At 60.9% G+C, this 18,802-nt stretch carries 23 protein-coding genes; 5 read left to right on the top strand and 18 right to left on the bottom strand.

Going from position 1 to position 18,802, the window contains the following annotated elements:
• Window positions 1-45: 45 nt before the first annotated feature.
• The 8 genes from LIX15_RS17295 to LIX15_RS17260 form a co-directional block, all read right to left on the bottom strand.
• The gene (locus tag LIX15_RS17295; RefSeq protein ID WP_227774525.1) at window positions 46-507 is read right to left on the bottom strand and encodes a NuoI/complex I 23 kDa subunit family protein; all 462 of its coding nucleotides are present in this window, start codon (window positions 505-507) and stop codon (window positions 46-48) included.
• On the bottom strand, window positions 504-1,595 hold the full coding sequence (locus LIX15_RS17290; RefSeq protein ID WP_227774524.1) for a complex I subunit 1/NuoH family protein: 1,092 nt from the start codon (window positions 1,593-1,595) through the stop codon (window positions 504-506). The genes LIX15_RS17295 and LIX15_RS17290 overlap by 4 nt, the downstream gene beginning before the upstream one ends.
• Entirely contained in the window at window positions 1,592-3,247 is a 1,656-nt protein-coding gene (locus LIX15_RS17285; protein WP_227774522.1) for an NADH-quinone oxidoreductase subunit D, read from the bottom strand. Before LIX15_RS17285 ends, LIX15_RS17290 begins: the two co-directional genes overlap by 4 nt.
• Window positions 3,244-3,948, bottom strand: a complete 705-nt coding sequence (locus LIX15_RS17280; protein WP_227774520.1) for an NADH-quinone oxidoreductase subunit B — start codon at window positions 3,946-3,948, stop codon at window positions 3,244-3,246. Before LIX15_RS17280 ends, LIX15_RS17285 begins: the two co-directional genes overlap by 4 nt.
• A complete protein-coding gene (locus LIX15_RS17275) occupies window positions 3,945-4,352 on the bottom strand; it encodes an NADH-quinone oxidoreductase subunit A (RefSeq protein ID WP_076428218.1) in 408 nt (135 codons plus the stop codon). The genes LIX15_RS17280 and LIX15_RS17275 overlap by 4 nt, the downstream gene beginning before the upstream one ends.
• Window positions 4,353-4,538: 186 nt before the next feature.
• Window positions 4,539-5,159, bottom strand: a complete 621-nt coding sequence (gene purE / locus LIX15_RS17270; RefSeq protein WP_227774519.1) for a 5-(carboxyamino)imidazole ribonucleotide mutase — start codon at window positions 5,157-5,159, stop codon at window positions 4,539-4,541.
• Window positions 5,156-6,346 (bottom strand): 5-(carboxyamino)imidazole ribonucleotide synthase, encoded by a 1,191-nt coding sequence (locus tag LIX15_RS17265; RefSeq protein WP_227774517.1) that lies wholly within the window; start codon window positions 6,344-6,346, stop codon window positions 5,156-5,158. Before LIX15_RS17265 ends, purE begins: the two co-directional genes overlap by 4 nt.
• 64 nt (window positions 6,347-6,410) lie before the next feature.
• Window positions 6,411-8,162, bottom strand: a complete 1,752-nt coding sequence (locus LIX15_RS17260; protein WP_227774515.1) for a flippase activity-associated protein Agl23 — start codon at window positions 8,160-8,162, stop codon at window positions 6,411-6,413.
• 80 nt (window positions 8,163-8,242) lie between these two features.
• Between LIX15_RS17260 and ribH the strand changes: the two genes are divergently transcribed.
• The gene (ribH, locus tag LIX15_RS17255; protein ID WP_227774513.1) at window positions 8,243-8,647 is read left to right on the top strand and encodes a 6,7-dimethyl-8-ribityllumazine synthase; all 405 of its coding nucleotides are present in this window, start codon (window positions 8,243-8,245) and stop codon (window positions 8,645-8,647) included.
• Complete coding sequence (locus LIX15_RS17250) at window positions 8,644-9,792, top strand: pyridoxal phosphate-dependent aminotransferase (RefSeq protein WP_345411607.1); 1,149 nt, start codon at window positions 8,644-8,646, stop codon at window positions 9,790-9,792. Before ribH ends, LIX15_RS17250 begins: the two co-directional genes overlap by 4 nt.
• Window positions 9,793-9,928: 136 nt before the next feature.
• Here the strand turns inward: LIX15_RS17250 and LIX15_RS17245 are convergent, their stop codons facing one another.
• Window positions 9,929-10,111: a hypothetical protein gene (locus tag LIX15_RS17245; RefSeq protein WP_227774509.1), complete on the bottom strand. Its 183-nt coding sequence runs from the start codon at window positions 10,109-10,111 to the stop codon at window positions 9,929-9,931.
• An 8-nt stretch (window positions 10,112-10,119) separates the two neighbouring features.
• The gene (locus LIX15_RS17240) at window positions 10,120-11,310 is read right to left on the bottom strand and encodes a threonine synthase (RefSeq protein ID WP_227774508.1); all 1,191 of its coding nucleotides are present in this window, start codon (window positions 11,308-11,310) and stop codon (window positions 10,120-10,122) included.
• Window positions 11,311-11,427: 117 nt separating this feature from the next.
• Here LIX15_RS17240 and LIX15_RS17235 point away from each other — a divergent pair, with 117 nt between their 5' ends.
• Entirely contained in the window at window positions 11,428-12,684 is a 1,257-nt protein-coding gene (locus tag LIX15_RS17235) for an NAD(P)/FAD-dependent oxidoreductase (RefSeq protein ID WP_227774506.1), read from the top strand.
• A 17-nt stretch (window positions 12,685-12,701) separates the two neighbouring features.
• Here the strand turns inward: LIX15_RS17235 and LIX15_RS17230 are convergent, their stop codons facing one another.
• Both LIX15_RS17230 and artA read right to left on the bottom strand, forming a co-directional pair.
• Window positions 12,702-13,388 (bottom strand): metallophosphoesterase, encoded by a 687-nt coding sequence (locus LIX15_RS17230; protein ID WP_227774504.1) that lies wholly within the window; start codon window positions 13,386-13,388, stop codon window positions 12,702-12,704.
• Complete coding sequence (gene artA, locus LIX15_RS17225) at window positions 13,375-14,283, bottom strand: archaeosortase A (RefSeq protein ID WP_227774502.1); 909 nt, start codon at window positions 14,281-14,283, stop codon at window positions 13,375-13,377. The genes LIX15_RS17230 and artA overlap by 14 nt, the downstream gene beginning before the upstream one ends.
• Before the next feature lie 105 nt (window positions 14,284-14,388).
• Between artA and LIX15_RS17220 the strand changes: the two genes are divergently transcribed.
• Entirely contained in the window at window positions 14,389-15,171 is a 783-nt protein-coding gene (locus LIX15_RS17220; RefSeq protein WP_227774500.1) for a DUF7839 domain-containing protein, read from the top strand.
• Between the two features lie 18 nt (window positions 15,172-15,189).
• Here LIX15_RS17220 and LIX15_RS17215 read toward each other — a convergent pair whose 3' ends face one another.
• Window positions 15,190-15,756, bottom strand: a complete 567-nt coding sequence (locus LIX15_RS17215) for a J domain-containing protein (RefSeq protein ID WP_227776924.1) — start codon at window positions 15,754-15,756, stop codon at window positions 15,190-15,192.
• A gap of 222 nt (window positions 15,757-15,978) precedes the next feature.
• On the opposite strand from LIX15_RS17215, the gene LIX15_RS17210 reads away from it, so the two are divergent.
• Window positions 15,979-16,506 (top strand): DUF7344 domain-containing protein, encoded by a 528-nt coding sequence (locus LIX15_RS17210; protein WP_227774498.1) that lies wholly within the window; start codon window positions 15,979-15,981, stop codon window positions 16,504-16,506.
• Here the strand turns inward: LIX15_RS17210 and LIX15_RS17205 are convergent.
• The 5 genes from LIX15_RS17205 to LIX15_RS17185 are packed head-to-tail and all read right to left on the bottom strand — an operon-like array spanning window position 16,503 to window position 18,701.
• The gene (locus LIX15_RS17205) at window positions 16,503-17,261 is read right to left on the bottom strand and encodes a proteasome assembly chaperone family protein (RefSeq protein WP_227774496.1); all 759 of its coding nucleotides are present in this window, start codon (window positions 17,259-17,261) and stop codon (window positions 16,503-16,505) included. The two genes, LIX15_RS17210 and LIX15_RS17205, sit on opposite strands and share 4 nt — an antisense overlap.
• A 5-nt stretch (window positions 17,262-17,266) precedes the next feature.
• Window positions 17,267-17,449, bottom strand: a complete 183-nt coding sequence (locus tag LIX15_RS17200) for an RNA-protein complex protein Nop10 (protein ID WP_227774495.1) — start codon at window positions 17,447-17,449, stop codon at window positions 17,267-17,269.
• Window positions 17,446-18,246, bottom strand: coding sequence for a translation initiation factor IF-2 subunit alpha (locus LIX15_RS17195; RefSeq protein WP_227774494.1), 801 nt, complete (start codon window positions 18,244-18,246; stop codon window positions 17,446-17,448). The genes LIX15_RS17200 and LIX15_RS17195 overlap by 4 nt, the downstream gene beginning before the upstream one ends.
• Window positions 18,243-18,416, bottom strand: coding sequence for a 30S ribosomal protein S27e (locus LIX15_RS17190; RefSeq protein ID WP_076428182.1), 174 nt, complete (start codon window positions 18,414-18,416; stop codon window positions 18,243-18,245). Before LIX15_RS17190 ends, LIX15_RS17195 begins: the two co-directional genes overlap by 4 nt.
• A gap of 3 nt (window positions 18,417-18,419) precedes the next feature.
• Window positions 18,420-18,701, bottom strand: a complete 282-nt coding sequence (locus tag LIX15_RS17185; protein WP_049971177.1) for a 50S ribosomal protein L44e — start codon at window positions 18,699-18,701, stop codon at window positions 18,420-18,422.
• Window positions 18,702-18,802: the final 101 nt, after the last annotated feature.

Here is an 18,802-nt window from a genome sequence, read left to right as displayed (position 1 = left end):
TTGGGTTTGGATAAACGCCCTTTTAAGATTTCGAGACGGGCGCGATTACTGGTAGTCTACTGCTCCCTCGCCCTCTCCAATCCACGCGCCCCTATCGGGTTCGCGCGATTCGAGCGGGTCGATGTCTTTGTACCAGGGGACGTTCTTCAACTGTTCTTTGTTGTAGACGAGATCGTCTTTCGTGTCACCCGTGAACTCGAAGTTCTGGGTGAGCAAAATCGCGTCCACGGGACAAACCTCCTCGCAGAGTCGGCAGTAGATGCATTGTCCGACGTGGAGGTTGTACTGCTCGCCGTTTCGCTGGTCGTCCATCACGATTTGGATGGTGTCGTTCGGACAGACGTTCTCGCACTGGCGACACCAGATACAGCGCTCCTGACTGAACTTGTGAATGCCGCGGAAGCGCGGGCTGACCTCGGGTGCCACGTCGGGATATTCGACCGTGAACGTGGTTCCGCCTAGTGCGTGCTTCATCGTCGTTGCCATTCCTTTGAGTATTCCGATCATAGCATCACTCCCACGATAACGGCCGTGAGAACCAAGTTTGCGAACGAGAGCACGAGCATGCCCTTCCAACCGATTTCGATGAGTTGGTCGATACGAACACGCGGCACCGCCGAACGCGCCCACTGCGTGAACAGGAACACTGCCCAGATTTTGACGGTGAACCAGATGAAGCCAATCGATCCCGAAGCGGGGCCGTCGGCACCGCCGAGGAAGACGGTTGCGATGATGGCACCGCCGAGGAAGATGTGCAGGAACTCACCGAGGTAGAACAGTACGAAGTACACGCTGGAGTACTCGGTCTGGTATCCCGCAATGATTTCCGTCGGCGCTTCCGGGATGTCGAACGGGTTCCGCCCGACTTCCGCGAGATTGGCCACCATGAATAGCACGAACGCGAACGGGTTCACGAACGCGTACCACGACGGAATGGCGAAGCCACCGATGGTGAACAGCGTCTCTTGCTGTTGAGCGACGATTTGGCTCATCTGGAGCGACCCCGCGAAGATGACGACGGAGGCCGCCGTCACGATGAGCGGAATCTCGTAGGCGATGTTCTGTGCCACCGCGCGGAGCGCGCCGAGGAGCGAGTATTTGTTGTTCGACGCGTAGCCGCCCATCGTCAGTCCGAGCGTGGCGATGGACGCGACGGCGAACACGTACGCCAGCCCCGTCTCGGGGTCGGCGAGCTGCATATTGATGCCGAAAAGAGAACCCATCGGGATGACCGCGAAACCGAGAAGCGCAGACGATGCGACGATAATCGGCGCGAGGTCGTAGGCCGGACGATCCGAGCCGTCTGGAATGATGAGTTCTTTTCCAAGCAGTCGCACCGCGTCAGCGACGATGATGAACAGGCCGAACGGCCCGACACGGTTCACCGCGATACGGTCGGTGAACGCTGCGGTAATCTTCCGCTTCGCCCACGGCCCGGCGAACGCCGTCATCGTCATCATGATGGTGCCGATGATGGCCGCGCCGATGAGCGCCGACAGTATCTCCTGCCACGCGGCGGGATTATTGCCGAACAGCGCGCGAGCGATTTGCTCCGGAAGGACGGCCGGGCTTTCCTGTAGCGGGACGAATCTCATCGGTCAACCTCCCCGAGAATCACGTCCAGACTGCCGAGCGTGGCGACGAGGTCGGGGATGTACTCCCCTTCGGACATCTCGTGGAGCGCCGACAAATTACAAAAGCACGGACTTCGGATCTTGAACCGACCCGGTTTGTCCGTCCCGTCCGCGCGGATGTAGATGCCGAGTTCGCCCTTCGCCCCTTCGACGGCGCGGTACACTTCGGTGTCCGCTTCCGGTTTGAGTGTCCGGGGAACGTTCGACTGAATCTCGCGTTCGTCCTCCGGCCAATCTTCGAGCAGTTCGACGCACTGCTCGATGATCTTCGCGGACTCCTCGACTTCGCGCATCCGAACGAGCAGCCGCGCGTAGTTGTCACAGCCGTCTTCGGTGACGACGTTCCAGTCGAGTTGGTCGTAGTAGCCGTACGGGTCGTCGCGGCGCAGGTCGTAATCGATTCCCGACGCGCGGGCAATCGGTCCGGTGACCCCGTACTGCTTTGCGACCTCGGGTTCGAGAATCCCGGTGTCGATGGTTCGAATCTGGAGGATTTCGTTGCTCGTGATGAGATCGTGATACTCCTCCAGCGTCGGCGGGAGGTCGTTCAAGAAGTCACGAGTCTTCTCGAAGAACTCCTCGCGCGGTTCCGGAATGTCCCAGACGACGCCGCCGAGGCGGAAGTAGTTGAACATCATGCGCTGACCGGTCAGATCCTCCAGGATGTTCTGAACCTTCTCGCGGTCTCGCATGGAGTACATGAAGATAGCAGTGAAGTCACCGTAGATGTCGAGACAGAACGTTCCGAGCGCCAACAGGTGCGACGCGATACGACAGAGTTCCGCACCCATCGTCCGGATGATTTGCGCGTATTCCGGCACGTCGAGGTCGTTCAAATCCTCGGCCACGCGCGCGTACGCCCACTCGTTGAGCAGCCCGGCGGATGCGTAGTCCCACCGATCGGGATACGGCATAATCTGGTGGCGGTACGTTCCGTTCTGAGCCATCTGCTCCTCACAGCGGTGAAGGTAGCCGATGTCCGGGTCGACGTCCGCGACCTGCTCGCCGTCGAGCGTCGTCTTCAGGTGCAACACACCGTGCGTCGCCGGGTGGTGCGGACCGATGTTGAGGAACATCGTGTCCGAATCCTCGTCGAGGTGGTCGCCCTCGATAGGATTTTTGTGCTCGTTGAACGAGACGATTTGTGGCCGGTCTTGGTCGTAGTTCCGCGACAGCGGGTGACCTTGCCACGTTTCGGGGAGGAGAATACGACGAAGGTCGGGGTTACCGTCGTAGTCAATTCCGACGAGGTCGTACGCCTCGCGCTCGTGCCACTCCGCCGCGCGGTACACGGGTTCCGCGGTTTGATGCGTCGGCGCGTCGAGCGGCGTCGGCACGACGACGCTCGCTTCTTGCGTCGGGTCGTCGTACTTTTTGAGGTGGTAGATACTCTCGTATCGGTCTTCGTAATCCTGCGCCGTGAGCATCGAGAGGTGGTCGAATCCAGCCTCGTCGCGCAGAGTCCTGAGTGCGTTCTGCACTTCGTCGGGTCGAACGACGAATCCGGGCGCGTTCAGGTGTTCCTCACGGCCGATGACGGAGTCGCCGAGCAGGTCGGCGAGTTCGTCACCATCGACGCCCTCGACTACGGGCAGTTCTTCCTGCGAACTCATGGCGAATCAGCCCAGTTGTAGCGCATGACGAGCGATTCTTCGTCGATTTGCTCCGCGAGCGAATCGACCAGTTCGTCGCGTTCCAAATCGCGGAACTGTTCCAGTTCGTACGGTTTGACCGTCACCGGACTGGTTTCGCCGTTTGCGATTCGTTCCTGTAGCTTCACGACGCCGTAGACGAGCGCCTCGGGGCGCGGCGGGCAACCGGGGACGTGGATGTCCACCGGGATGACCTCTTCTGCACCTTTGATAACGTTGTACCCCTCTTGGAAGGGACCGCCGCTGATGGCGCACGACCCCATGTTCACGACGAACTTGGGTTCCGGCATCTGGTCGTAGACGCGCTTCATCCGCGGCGCGAACTTCGAGACGATCGTCCCCGGGACGATCATCACGTCGGCTTGTCGCGGCGATGCGCGAGGCACACCGGAGCCGAATCGGTCTAAGTCGTGTTTGACTGCGTAGGTGTGCATCATTTCGATGCTACAGCATGCGATACCGAACTGTAGCATGAACATCGACGACCCCCGTACCCAGTTCATGAACTTGTCGAACTTCGTGAGGATGAACGGCGACGCGCCGAACGCTTCCCGCAGTTTCGAGTTGAAGCGATTATCGACGCCGTCGCCCATTCGAGCCTCACGAGTTTTGGTTTGGGGTGCTGTGCTACCCTGAATAAATTCTCGTGGTTCGTTGCTCATTGTTCCACTCTCCGTTGCGTTTCGCGGGGGCTACGAACCCACCGCACCGCTCCCTTGCGCCATGCCCAAACGAGGCCGACGACGAGAACCGCGATGAAAACCAACATCGGAGCGAGCACCGTCGCGAGGCTGACGCCACCTTCGATGGCGCTGCGATAGATGACCGTCCAAGGGAAGATGAGGACGGTCTCGATGTCGAAGACGACGAACAACAGCGCAACCATATAGTATTGGATGTTGAACCGAATGCGCGTCGTCCCGGTTGGAATTTCACCGCTCTCGTAGGTGGCGGATTTTCCCTGTTCTGGCACGGTCGGTCTGAGGAGGCTCGAAACAACCATCATACTCAATGGAATTGCAAGCCCCACCAGTGCCAACGCGCCAATGGCTACCCATGGATTCATACCGGTATTCTCCTAGCAGGCGGTGTTTTGTGAGCGCACCCCTATAAGCGTTGATTCTTGTGATTCCGGGGATTCAGACCCGCGTTAGCCCGTATTGGCGCAACTGACGCTTTCTTTTCGGTAACGCCACATTTCTCGCAGTGGCGGCAACCGCCTCCACCGCACATCGAAAAGGACGTTGATACGTTACGAATCGTCCCGGAAGCGGGGAGTTCCGGCTTCGTGCAGTTTTCGAGACACCTCGCCGACGCCTGATTGCAGTTCGTCGTGGTACGAAACCAGATTTTCACGAAGTTCGTCGTGTTCGCGGGCGAGCATCTGCACCGCCGAGAGACCGGCGTTGAACGATTTTCCGGCGTCAACCGCGACGATGGGCGCGCCGGTCGGCATGCCGATGACAGACGAAACCGACTTTTCTTGTACCGGCACTCCGACGACCGGAAGCGGATACGCGAGCGACGCGGTCATGTTCGGTAGGTCAGCGGATTTGCCGCCCGCGCCCGCGATGATGACGTCCAAGCCGCGTGCTTCCGCCGTTTTCGCGTAGGCGTACATCAGGTCGGGCGTCCGGTGGGCAGACACCACGTAGGTTTCGAACGTGAACCGAGCTTTCGGCGGGTCGTCGTAGTCGGTAACTTCCTCGAATCCGAGTTCCGTGAGGGCGTCGTAGGCACCCGCCATCACATCCAAATCGGAGTCGCTTCCCATGATGATTCCAACTTCGGGCGTTTCTCCCGGGGAACGGTCGCGATCCGCCTCGGTTTCGAACTGTTCTACGAGTTTTCGGACTGATTCTGCGTTCGTCATTGGAATGTGAGCGAGTCGGTGAGCGAGCGAGCGTCCGCGAGCAAGTCGTCAATCGATGATTCGACTGCAGATGCTTCATCCGTCGGCGATTCGCTCCCGACCGAATCGCCGACGAGCGTGACGTGACCCATCTTTCGAAGCGGCCTGACCTCGCGCTTGCCGTACCAGTGGAACGACGCGCCGGGGGTCGAAAGCACCTCGTCTACTCCGGAGAGGCCTGCGGGTTGGCTTTCCGCGACGTCTCCGAGGATGTTCGACATCGCGACCGAACTTCGGAGTTCGGTCGCCCCGAGCGGATAGCCGAGCACGCCGCGAACGTGCTGTTCGAACTGCGACGTCAGCGCGCCCTCGATGGTGTAGTGCCCGGAGTTGTGCGGGCGAGGCGCGATTTCGTTCACCGAAATCGCGCCGTCTTCGCCCTCGAACAGTTCGATTCCGTACACGCCGCGCCCGGACAGCGCGGACAGAACGTCGCGCGCGACTTCCTCCGCCCGCTCGCGCACCGGCTTCGGTGCGCGAGCGGGAACGACCGTCTCGCGGAGAATCTCGTCCTCGTGGACGTTTTCGCCGACGGGGAACGTCGCGATTTCGTCGTCACCTTTGACCGCAATGACCGAGAGTTCGCGCTCGAAGGGGACGAACTCCTCCACCATCAACTCGCCCGAGACTTCCGAGAGGGCGAACGTAACGTCATCAGGCGACTCAACGGGGACGTTTCCGCGTCCGTCGTAGCCGCCTTTGCGGGCTTTCAACATCATCGGGTAGCCGAATTCCTCACCCGCAGAGAGTAGGTCGTCGCGGTCGTCCACGGGATGGAAGTCGGGTACCGGAATGCCGCGTTCTTTCAGCGCACGCTTCTGAACGAGTTTGTCTTGAATCGTCCGGAGGGTGGCCGGGTCGGGATGCACCGGCACGTCGTACTCCTCCTCGACCGCTTCGAGCACGTCAGGGTCTGCCAGTTCGATTTCGAACGTCAGCGCGTCGGCCATTTCCGCGAGCGTTCGAATCGCGTCCTCGTCGTCGAAGTCGCCGACGACTTGTTCGCGGGCGACTGGAGACGCCGGGCAATCAGGCGTCGGGTCGAGCACGACCAGTTCGACGCCGAGCGGGGAAGCCGCCTCTGCAAGCATCCGACCGAGCTGTCCGCCGCCGACGACGCCGAGGATTGGCGGTGAAGCCGTAACCATGTCGTCCGCTGGTTGTGGCCGTGAGTGTATAAAATTTCCCAACCAGACGAGAGAATATGCACGTTTATGTGGTCGAATTCGCTTGTCGGAGCGCGCTCCGCTCGATGTAAATCGTCGTCTCGCTCCCGTACAGCGTGAGTTCGTGGTCGTAAGCGATGTAGCCGGAAAGATGCGGCTCCACGTCCGACTTCTTTTCCGTCCGGGCGATGACGACGGGGGGATTTCCATTTTCGAGGCTTTCGTTTTTCAGCGTGCTATCGACGGTCGCATCCGCCATCTCGGTGTACCATGGAAGCGGCAGACGATTGTACCAACTGCTCGCGGGTCGCAAGTAGTCGTTGTCGCTCTCGTCGGGGACGTAGAAGATGTACTGGCTTTGTGCGTCCACGTGGCCGTAGTAGAGCACGTCGGTTCCCTGCTGGTTCGCTTTCGAAACCGCCTGTACCTTCTCCAGCGTCGGCTTGATGCCCGACGCGGGTTGACCGTACTGGACGATCTTGTTGTCCTGCTGCCCGCCGAGCATCGTCGGAACCTGACTGTCCTGCGGATGGAGATAGACGATGCTCAGCGCCGGAAACGCAACCTGTGCGACTACGAGCAAGCAAACAAGTGCAGTGGCCGCGGTTGCCGCCGTATCGTCGTCCTCGTAGGCTTCTTTTCCCCATCGGTAGAGGAGCGCCACGCCGACCGCGGCGGGAATTGCGAGCGGCGCGACGACGTGGACGGTGTTCCACGGCGCCTTGATGTCCGTGACGAGGGGGTAACCGAGGATGCCGACCGCGCCCCAGTAGAAGGCAAAGGAAACGAGGTCGCGAGGGCGTTCGTCCACGTATCGCGCAGAGAGGAATCCAAGAATCGCGAACACGAGCAGAGGGAGCGCACCCTGCTCGAGAACGCTCACGAAATGCTCGAGGTACGGTAAGTAGGCGTGTTCTTGACTACCGACCCACTGTCCGTTGAGTTTCTCCCACGACCCGAGCGTTGCTTCGGAAACGACCGCGCCGAACATCGACGGATCGCCGAACGCCTTCAAGAGTCCCGGCCCTTCGACGCCCCGCGCCCGCGGCGCGTAGAAGTAGGTGACGATGGCAAAAAGCTCGATGAGACAGAGGGCGAGATGCGGCGCGAACCGCCACAGGCCGCGTCCCCCTCGCTTCGCGTACTCGACGAACACGCCCGTCCACCCCCGTTCGCGATTGCGCGCGAGGAACAGTCGGTGGTCGAGCAAGAGCGCGCCCGCGCCGAGCCACGACAGAAGGTAGAGCAGGACGTTTTCCTTCGTCGTGAATGCGACCGCCATCGTCGCGGTTCCGAGGTAGAGGTATCGCGCTTTTCCGGTTGCGTACGCGCGGAGGTAAAATCCGAGCGTGAACAGCATCAGCGCGGCGAGAAGCACGTCGTTCCGCATGAACCGCGAGTAGTAGAGCAGGATTGGGTTCACGGCGAAAAAGAGGGCGAGGCCGACCATCTCCGCGAATCGGAGATGGTCGCGGTAGAGCCACACGGCGAGTGGAAGCAAGCCGGTAATCAGCGCGACCGGCAGCCGCGCCATGAAGTCGCTCGCGCCGAACAACTGGAACAGGATGCTGTTCACCTGCACGAAAAACGGCCCGTGAATGTCGGCGTGATACTGGAATACGCCCGTTTTCTGATAGCGGAGAATCCAATAGCCGACGCGGGCTTCGTCCCAGTGGGCGAATCGATTGCCGAGCGCGAAGAGACGGAGCGCCAACGAAACCGCCGTGACGGCGAGAATACCAGCGAAACCCCGATTTTGCTCCACCCAGCCGGAAACCGGGCGTTCGCCTGAACTCATTGTTTTTTCCAAAACGGAGGAGGGATACAAGCGTTGCGGAGAACGGTAGTTCTTTTAGTTGCGCTGGCCTCCCGCCACACATGGTAACGCTCGGACTCGTCGTCGCGGAGTTCAACGCGACTGTAACGGAACAAATGGAGGCGTCGGCGCGCGACGCCGCCAACGAACACGGCGCGGAAATCGCCGAAACGCTACACGTACCGGGAGCCTACGATTCTCCCCTCGCGGCGGACAGACTCGCCCGCCGGGATGACATCGACGCCGTCGCAGTCCTCGGTGCGGTCGTCACCGGGGACACCGACCACGACCAAGTCATCTCTACCGCCGCGACACAGAAACTAACCGACGTGAGCCTCGATCGCGACAAACCCGTCACGCTCGGTATCATCGGCCCGGGGATGTCGGGAGCGGAAGCCCGCGAACGTACCGACGCCGGCGCACGAACGGTTGAGGGGGCAATCGACCTCGTGGAGGAGCTAGAATGACGATGGAGTTTTCAGACCGGATTCAGCGCGTCGAACCCAGTGCAACGCTCGCAATCAGCAGTCTCGCATCGCAACTCGAAGCTGAGGGCGAAGACGTCATCGACCTGAGCGTCGGCGAACCCGATTTCCCGACCCCCGGAAACATCGTCGAGGCGGGCGAGCAGGCGATGGAGGACGGTCACACGGGCTACCCGCCGTCGAAGGGTGTGCCAGAACTCCGTGAAGCAATCGCGGAAAAACTGCAAGCCGACGGACTGGCGTACGAGGCGGACAACGTCATCGTTACGCCCGGCGCGAAGCAGGCGCTCTACGAGACGGTGCAGACGCTCGTGGACGATGGCGACGAAGTCGTCCTCCTCGACCCGGCGTGGGTTTCCTACGAAGCGATGGTGAAACTTGCGGGCGGCGACCTCACTCGGGTCGACCTCGCTCCTCACGATTTCCAACTCGAACCCGCCCTCGCCGACCTCGGCGAAGCCGTCTCGGACGCCACCGAACTGCTCATTGTCAACTCGCCGTCGAACCCGACCGGAGCAGTCTACTCCGACGCCGCGCTGGAGGGCGTTCGCGATTTGGCGGTCGAACACGACGTAACCGTCATCAGCGACGAAATCTACGAACAAATCACATACGGCGTCGAACTCACCAGCCTCGCAACGCTCGACGATATGTACGAGCGCACGGTCACGATAAACGGCTTTTCGAAGGCCTACTCGATGACCGGATGGCGACTCGGCTATCTCGCAGCGCCGGAGGAACTCGTCTCACAGGCCGCGAAGCTCCACTCGCACTCGGTTTCCTCGGCGACGAATTTCGTCCAGCGCGCGGGCGTCGAAGCCCTTCGCGACACCGAGACCGAAGTCGGCGAAATGGTCGAGGCGTTCCACGAACGCCGAGACCGACTCGTCGCGCTGCTGAAACAGCACGACGTGGACGTTAGGACGCCGGACGGGGCGTTTTATCTGATGCTCCCAGTCGCTGACGACGACCAGCAGTGGTGTGAAGATGCGCTGGAGCAGTCTCACGTCGCAACCGTCCCCGGAAGCGCCTTCGGTGCGCCGGGATACGCTCGCATCTCCTACGCTGCAGACCTCGGCCGAATCGAGGAGGCCGTCGAGCGACTGGTGGACGCGGAGTTGTTGTAACCGAAATACAGAACAGCCGTCGAAGCGTTTCGTTTTTCGCTGTTGACTTCGGACGCGGTGAGTGATTCACCAGGGCGTTCTGGTTCCGGCCTCGGATATAAACCTACGGGCGAAAGTTCACGCGAAAATGACGGTCTTAGTCGTTCAGAACGTACCGATTGGCGATGTAAATTCCGATAGCGGAACCGACCGCCGGGCCAATTGCGGCCCACAAACTCTGTACGAGGTCGAATTCGAACACGAAGAATGCGATCGGGAACACGACGACGAATCCCGCGACGAGGGCGAACACCGCCTTCTTGCGAGGTGAGGCCGACATTCGAATCGTTAGACGCCCATCCCCATCAGGTGACTGCGGAGCACGTCGTCGTCCTTGTTGCCTGCGCCGGTATTGAGCAGGACAACGGTGTCGTCCTCGTCGAACTCGCCCTGCTGGGCGAGTTCCCACGCGCCGCTCGCGGCGGCGGCGCAGGTCGCACCCATCTCCAACCCTTCTTGCTGGGCAACCGCGACTGCCGAGTCGAGAATATCTTCGTCGCTGGTTGCGACCGCGCCGCCGTCGCTCTCGCGCAGGGCGTCCAAAATCATCGGACTCGCGCCGGGGTCGGGAATCTCGATGCCGCCGCAAATCGTGTCCGGGGTTTCCCACGCTTCGTGGGCGTCCTCACCTTCCTCCCAGGCCTTCACGATTGGGGCACAACCGGAGGATTGGGCGGCGTACATTGCCGGAAGGTCGTCGGTGAGACCCAACTCGCGGAACTCCTTTGCAGCCTTGTGCATCCCGACCAGTCCGACGCCACCGCCGGTCGGGTAGACGACGGCGTCGGGAACCTCCCAATCCATCTGCTCGGCGATTTCGTAGAACATCGTCTTTTTCCCCTCGTGGCGATAGGGCGTGACGAACGTCTTGACGGAGTACCAGTCCTCGTCCGCCATCGCGTCGGCGTATGCCGCGCCCGCGTCGCCGATCCGCCCCTCCACGACGGTCATGTCGCCGCCGTGGACGTTCACCATCGCCTTGTTGGTAAACCCGGCGCGCGTCGGGAGGAAAACGTGCGATTGGATGTCGGCACGTGCGGCGTAGGCCGCGGCGGCCTGCCCGGCGTTTCCAGCGGAGGCGAGGGCCACGTCCGTCGCGCCGTGCTGGGCCGCCGCCGTCACCGCCATCGTCTGCCCGCGGTCTTTGAACGTCCCGGTCGGGTTGCGCCCCTCGTCCTTCAGCAGGACGCGTCCGACGCCCATCTGTTCCGCGAGATTGGGACACTCCACGAGGGGGGTCGCGCCTTCGTCCATCGTTACGGCCGAGTCGCGGGTGAACGGGAGCAGTTCCTCGTACTTCCACATCGTGTCGAAGCGCCGGGATTCGAGGTCGCTCCGCGAAAGGTCGATTTCGTCGTAGTCGTACTCCGGGTCGAGAATGCCGTCACAGTCGGGACAGCGATGCGTTCCGACCTCGGCGTCGAACGTCTCGCCGCAGTCCACACACGTCAGGCCGATGAATGCGTCCGTCGTCTCCATAATCGGTGGTTCGCGGGCGGACACTAAGCCCTGTTCATCCCCCGTCTTTTTTGCTTCTAGGTCGGCCCCAACCAGATAGGCCGAGAGACGTTTAGGCGATACGACCGACTACCCGCCATGACGACCGTAATCGTCGCGGGGGCGGGACTCGCGGGACTCGTCGCCGCCCGTCACCTCGCCGAGTTAGGACTGAACGTACAGGTGATAGAACGCGAGGACGAGGCCGGTGGCCGAGTCCGAACCCGGAAACAGGACGGCTTTCTGCTCGACAGAGGGTTTCAGGTGCTCTTTACGTCCTATCCTGCCGCGAAACGCGAACTCGATTACGACGAACTGAAGTTGCGGTACTTCGCTCCTGGCGCGGTGCTGGCCCGTCCTGGCAGTCGGTCGGTGCTTTCCGACCCGCTCCGCGACCCCCGGGCGTTGTTCGAGTCGGCGACGAACCGCGAGGTGAGCGTCGGCGACAAAGTTCGAACCCTGCGACTCCGGCAGGAACTCGCCCGGAAACCGAATCGCGAGATTTTCGACGGGAACGACGAATCCATCGAAGAGTACCTCCGCAAACGAGGATTTTCGGAGAAATTCCGGAATCGATTCGTCGGACCGTTTTACGGCGGTATCACGCTCGACGGGTCGCTTTCCACCTCGAAGAAGGTGTTCGAGTTCACCTTTAAGATGCTTTCGACCGGCCGAACCGCGATTCCCGCGGCCGGGATGGACGCGATTTCCAAGCAGTTGGCCGAAGCGGCGCGAGAAGCAGGCGCGACGGTTCACCTCGGAGAGGACGTTTCCGCGATCGAACCGGATGGCGACGAGGTGAACGTCGAAGTCGGCGGTGAAACTCTGACCGCCGACGCCCTCATCGTGGCGACCGACCCGAAATCCGCCCGCGAGTTGACCGGCGTCGATTCGATTCCGACCGAGGCCCGAAGTTGCGTGACGCAGTATTTCGCCCACGACGCGCCGCTCGACGCCGGAAATCGGATTTTGCTCAACGTCGCGGACGACGCGCCGAACGAAATCGTTCCGCTCTCCGCGGTCGCTCCGGAGTACGCCCCCGACGACCGGGAACTGCTCTCCGCGACGTTTGTGGGGATGCCGGAGGCGTCGGACGACGAACTGGCCGAAGAGGTCGAAAAAACGCTCCAGGAGTGGTATCCCGAGCGAACGTTTCCGAACCTCGAACTGCTGCACACCGACCGAATCGAGTTCGCGCAGTTCGCCCAACCGCCCGGCGTTTTCGATTCATTGCCCGGCAACCGAACCGCCCAAAAATCGGTCTACCTCGCGGGCGATTTTACGGAAGCATCCTCGCTCAACGCCGCGATGGAGAGCGGTCGAAAGGCCGCTCGCGCCGTGTACGAAGATTTGTAGTTCCAAGGAACGCGAAATTACAGCAACTCCCGAAATTCTCCGAGGGGGGGAAACCGGTACGTCTCGTCCGCCTCCTCGTCGCGGACGATTGGCCGAAACGGCGACGAACTGCTGACGAACGGCGTCTGAAAGTCGCTTCCCCACATACCGTTGACGATCGCACCACCGGCGAGACGGGTGAACGCAGGAAGCACGAGTACGTCCGAACCGCGGAAAGTCCCCGGCCCCCACAGATAACAGGGTCGGCGTTTTCCCTCGATTTCTATCGCGGGATGGTCGTGGCCGACGACGTATCGTGACGCGGTCGAATCCGGTTCCTCGTGGCCGTGACAGACGAGCGTGCCGTCCGCGAGTCGGTACTCGTCGGGGCAATCTACCAGTTGTGAGAGCAGGTTATCGTGGTTTCCGCGAATCGCGACGAAATCGGTTTCAGCGTCGTTGGCGCGCTGTTTGAGCTTTGCGAAGGTGTCCTCCGCATCCTCCGGAATCCTGTCGAAGGCGTGGAGTACGTCACCCGCGAGGACGACTTCGGCGGGTGAAAATCGGTGGAGGAGCGCGGCGAACCGGGTGGCCAAATCCCGCTGCTCTCCGAGCGGAAGCGATACGCTGGAGGTTGCATCCCTGCCGATGTGGAGGTCTGCGAGAACGAGCGCGTTCGCTTCGGGAAGGAAAACCGCCCGGTCTGCGAACTCAGCGTCCTCCATCTGTTCGAACCGTTCGATGGAGGTCGTATTCGTTGCCCGTGACAAGGTAGGCCACGTCCTCGACGACGGTCAGCAGTTCCGGTAGGTCGCGCAAAACCAACCAGAGGATGCCAACCAGGGCGACCACCGCGAGCAGTTGGGAAAGTACGCGGTCGGCGATGAAAAACGACACCATGCCGGGGTCAGCGTAGCCGACGGTTGACATTATCGGATCGACGAAGTACTGGAACCACTGGTTGCCGAAGGCCAGCGCGATGAACACGTTTCTGCCGACGTTCAGTAACCAGATGATTGAGATTGCGACGGCGAACGCCTTGAGTTTCCGACGGAGGGGGGCTTCAACCGCGGCGATGAGGCCGCCGAAGATGCTCATGCTCCCGATTCCGGTGCAGGCGAGCACGAGATACGTGTAGTAGGAGTGGCCCGTCTCGTCGGTGAAGATGAACGCGCTGTGGTAGCCGTTTTCCTTGGCTATCGTGAACTCGGGATTGTAGCCGAGCGCTTCGATGACGAAGTTCGTTTGGTAGCTCACCAGTTCGACCAACCACTGTCGAAGAAACTCCACACTCGAAAACGGAACGTAAATAATGCCCATCGCCGCGACTGCGCGGGAGAGGACGAACAGCGTGTCTCGCCCCGAATAGAGTTGGTAACCCGCGTAGACACAAAGCGGCACCGCCGCGAGGCTTAGCGCGCCCTCCACGAAACTCTTCATCTCGAAGGCGAATCGCGGGAATAGGACGCCCCAAAAGATACCGAACAGCACCCACGCCCCGGCACCGACGGTACGAGCGGTTTTGCGGTCGTGTCGTTCGAGCGCCGCGGTTGCGACGAACGAGACGATGACCAACCACGCGAGAACGTCGGGGAGGGCGTCGGGGACGACTGCAGTCACGGTTCACCCCTTGTCGTCACGTAATATAGACCTGACGCTCTTTTCAGGGTCGGAAGCCGGTAGGACACCGCTGGTGTTTTTATCGTCCCGCCCGACTGTGCGGGTATGGCCGACGTGCTGGAGGACAAGCGTGCCGCAACCCGGTTTCGCATCCTCGCCGAGATCGCGGACCGTCAACCGGCGGTGAGTCAGGGCGAAATCGCGGACGCCGTCGGCGTCACGAGTCAAGCCGTCAGCGAGTACACTCGCGGGCTCGTTGCCGACGGGCTGGTCGAAAAGGAAGGTCGCTCGCGCTACAGCGTGACCAAGGAGGGCGTCGATTGGCTCTTGCAGTCGGCGACCGACGTGCGTCGGTTCGCCGACCACGTCACCGACGACATCCTCGGAAACGTCGGGGAGGACGCCGCGATAGCGACGACCGACATCCGAGAAGGAGAAACGGTAACCCTCTCGCTCGAAGACGGACTCCTTCACGCCACGCCCGGCGATGCCGGTCCCGCGACCGGCATCGCCACGACGAACACCGAATCGGGGAACGAAGTCGGCGTCACGGAGTTCGAAGGAATAATCGACCTCGAACCGGGCCGAGTAACCGTCTATCAGATTCCGCCGGTTCGCTCCGGCGGGAGTCGAGCGGTCGATTCGGACGCACTCGCCGCCGCGTGTGAAGACAGCCCCGTTCTCGCCGCAACCGGCGTCGAAGCGGTCGTGGCCCTTCGTTCCGCGGACGTGGAACCGGACACGACGTTCGCCGCGGGCGAAGTCGCCGCCGAGGCCGCGGAACGAGGAGAGGACGTGATTATCGTCGCAACCTCTGACAGCGTCGGACGAGTTACCGACGCCCTCCGTGATGCCGGGGTTGCGTACGAAGTGGCCAACGTTTCCTGAAAACACCGATCAGACCGTTCAAACCGCGTAGTTTTTCGCGGTCGTGTACGCTTCGCGGACGCGCTGGAACTCCTCCTGCGTCCCGCCGTGGTCGGGATGTACGTCCTTCACCTTCTCGCGGTAGGCCGACTTAATTTCCGAGAGCGTCGCCTCCGTCGGTACGCCGAGGATGGCGAAAGCGGCCAGCGTCGTGTCCACTTCCTCTTCCTGTTCGAGCGTCGGAGTTTCGAACGGCAGCCGGTCACCCAGGTGGTGACCCGGCATCTCGTGTTCGACCAAGACGGCGAACGTTTCCGATTTCTCGATGCGGAAAAAGGCCCGTGCGTCGAACGTAATCGCAACGTCTCGTTCCGGCAGATAGAAGGCGACGTGCTGGCCCGCGACGAAGTGGTCTTCCGCAAAATCTTCGCCGATGGCTCTTAGATAGTGGCGAATTTCGACCCGGCGTTTTCCCTCGCCGAACACGTAGGTTGCGTTGGTCGCCTGCTGCGTGGGAAAGAGGCGCGCGCCTACCACGAATATTCCGACGATGACGACAGCAACCGCGAGCGAGAGCCACAGACCGGAAACCAGCCAGTCGGGCATCGCGTTCATGTAGGGTTCGGACAATAAAGAATCTCCCGCCGAAGTCGATACGGATGCTCACATCCGATCAGCAACACGAAATACATTTGGTAATTTATTTCAACTTATATGTATGGAAACGATGGTAAACTTAATACCCGCTGGTTATTATCTATACGAGTAACGAACTCTGACGAGAATCCGAATGCAGTCGCCGCAAAGACGTCACGTTAGTCCCCAGCCATGAAACTCACCGAACCGGAGACGGAGCAGGAACTCGACGAGAGCCAGATTCACAACGTCTTACGGAACGACAGACGGAGAGAGGCGATTCGGTACCTTCGGGAATCCGGCGGGTCGTTAACCGTCGATGACCTCGCGGAGCACATCGCAACGCTGGAAACTGACGAGACACCGGCGCCCCGAAAGGTCAGAAAGAGCGTCTACGTCTCGCTTCACCAGACCCACCTCCCGAAGTTGGACGACCTCGGTATCGTGGAGTACGACCAACGGTCGAAAGAGCTCACCCTCGAAGACCGCGTCCGGGAGGTGGAGGTGTATATGGAAGTCGTCCCGCAACACGATGTTTCGTGGGCAACGTACTACCTCGGATTAGGCCTGTTGGAAGCCATCGTCCTGCTCGCGGCGCAGTTCGAACTGTTTTCGGTGCAGATGCTCGATTTCCAGTTTTGGACGTGGTTTTTCCTCACGTTCCTCGTCGTCTCCGCGAGCTATCACGTTTACAGAGAACAGGAAAAGACGTTGTTTTAACCGATGTACCGAAGGTCGTCGTCGGAGGCCACGGCGGTCTGTTGTGCCTCCATCTCCTCGATTTTGCCGACGACTTCCTCCATCTCGTCCGCGCGATCTTCGAGCGAGCGGAAGTCCACTTCGAAGCCGAGAACGTCCTGTAACACTTCGAGCACGGACTGTGCACTTTTCGGGTCGACGAGGTAGCCGCTCGTCTCGCCCATCAGACACGCGGCGGTGAGACCCCGGCGGCTACCGAGTCCGAGCAGAAGACCGCTCGTGCCGACGATACCGCCCGCGGGTTCGTCCTCTCTAAACTCGACGCCAGCGTCTTCGAGTTCGGTCACGAACTCCCCGGTCGTCGCCGCGCCCAACACGGCGTACTCCTCGATGAGTTCGCCCGTCGGGACGCCGCCGAGAGCGAAGATTCGCTCGACGCCGAACTCCTCCGCAGTGTCGAGGAACGCGTTCGTGAGTCGGTAGTGGCCCGCGTTGTCCTGTGCCTGATAATCGCCAGTGAGGACGAGTACGTCCTGTTCGTCGAGCGTCAGCGCGTAGAGTTCGACGCAGACTAACTCGGTAGTGCCGTCGTCCTCGACGCTCACCTGCGGCGGCAGATATTCCGAGTACACTCGGCGGACGAGTTCGCTCTCTTTCTCTTCGAGCAGATGCTCGGCGACGAGCTTCCCGACGTGGCCGACGCCCGGCAATCCCTCGATGAGTACTGGCGACTCCAGTTCCGGATTCGCGACTATCTCGATGTCAACTTCGTCCATGTGACTTAGTCGCGGGCGCGCCGCTTAAGAGCGCGTCGGTACTCGCCGTAAGGGTCTGCCGGGTCGAACGGGGCGGGGGCGCTGTTTATCGTCTTCGCTCCGCACTCCGGACAGGTCGCAGAAAGGGCGTACACCGGGCGGTCGTGTTCTGCCTTCCACGCAGAACACACCCGGATGTCCGATTTCATTCGTCGTCGGTGTGTCGCTCGCGGTGGAAGTCGGCGGAACCGCCGACGTTCTCCATGGCGACTTGGGCGCGGGCGACGCTCTCTTCGAGTTGCGCCTCCGCGGTTTTGTAGTTCGGTGCGCGAACCTTGATTCGGTACTCGGGCGCGCCGACGTAGGTCACGTCGAGTTCGACTTCGTCGGGGATGTCGCCGTTACCTTCGGCGGCTTTGAGCGCCTCCTTGATACCGTCGACGCCGTTTTTGCCCGGACTTCTGAGGTCAACGTAGCCGGTCACGTTGACGTACGGAACCGAAACGTTTTCGCGGGCCGTCTCGACGAGTGCGTCGATTTCGTCGGCCGAAAGTTCGGTGGGTTCGAGGGCTTCCCCGCCGTGGATGGCGGCCTGTTCGAAACCGTCGTAGATGCTTCCGAACTCGGCGTACAGTTCGTTGGCAATCTGCGTGTACTGCTCGTCGGTCATCTCCTCGCCGAACGCGAGGGACATCCATTTGTCGGCCTTCTGCTCGTTCTTCCAGTCCTGAATCTTGTCGCTTCGCTGGTGTTCGTTCACGTCCTTGATGGAGAGGTCGATCTGTTGTGACCCCTCGTCAACGTCGAACACCTTACAGACGACTGTTTGACCCACGCTAACGTGGTCGCGGACGTTTTTAATCCAGCCGCTGGCGACCTCGCTGACGTGGACGAGTCCACGTTTGTCCTCGTACTCTTCGAGGTCGATAAAGACCCCGAAGTCCTCTATCTCATCGACCTTTCCGACGACGAGTTCGCCAGTTTCGGGCCAGCCACTGTATTTCATCGGGATGCTACTGTCTCTGTAACGTCGCCGTCGATTTCAGCCTTGCCGCCGGTCGGCGAGGCGAGGCGGTGACCACAGACGACGCAGTTGACTTCGCTCGCGGCCTTGCTGAAGACCGTCTGTTCGTTCTCGCAGTCCGGACACTGAACGGTGTAAAAGTTTCCTGCCATAGTTTACTCCTGGAATTCGAGTCGGCCAGCGCGCCATCCGGGACGAAGATGGGCTTTGCCGCACTCGCTGCAGCGGTATTTGAGGTCGGTTTTCTTCGTCGGTTTGTCTCCGCCGGGAACCTTCGAGAAACCACCGGCGTTACCGATAACGGCTTTGCCGCGTTTCTGCTGACGGGCGTCCCACTTCATTCCGGTTCGACGTCCGCTGCGAACCTTCTCGACTTCGTGTTCGTGGTGTTTGTGACAATGCGGGCAGTACGTGTTAAAGCGTCGTGGCATCTGCATAGATATCGACCTTACGGGCGAATTGCGCCCGAGTGCTTAAAACCCGTTTGGTTTCGACTCCGATAGCACGGATGGCGGGATATATATCCCTCTGTGCAGAT

Origin of the sequence: Haladaptatus pallidirubidus (assembly GCF_020700235.1) — an archaeon.
Lineage (GTDB): Archaea > Halobacteriota > Halobacteria > Halobacteriales > Haladaptataceae > Haladaptatus > Haladaptatus pallidirubidus.
This window is presented reverse-complemented; position numbering and strand designations above follow the sequence as displayed.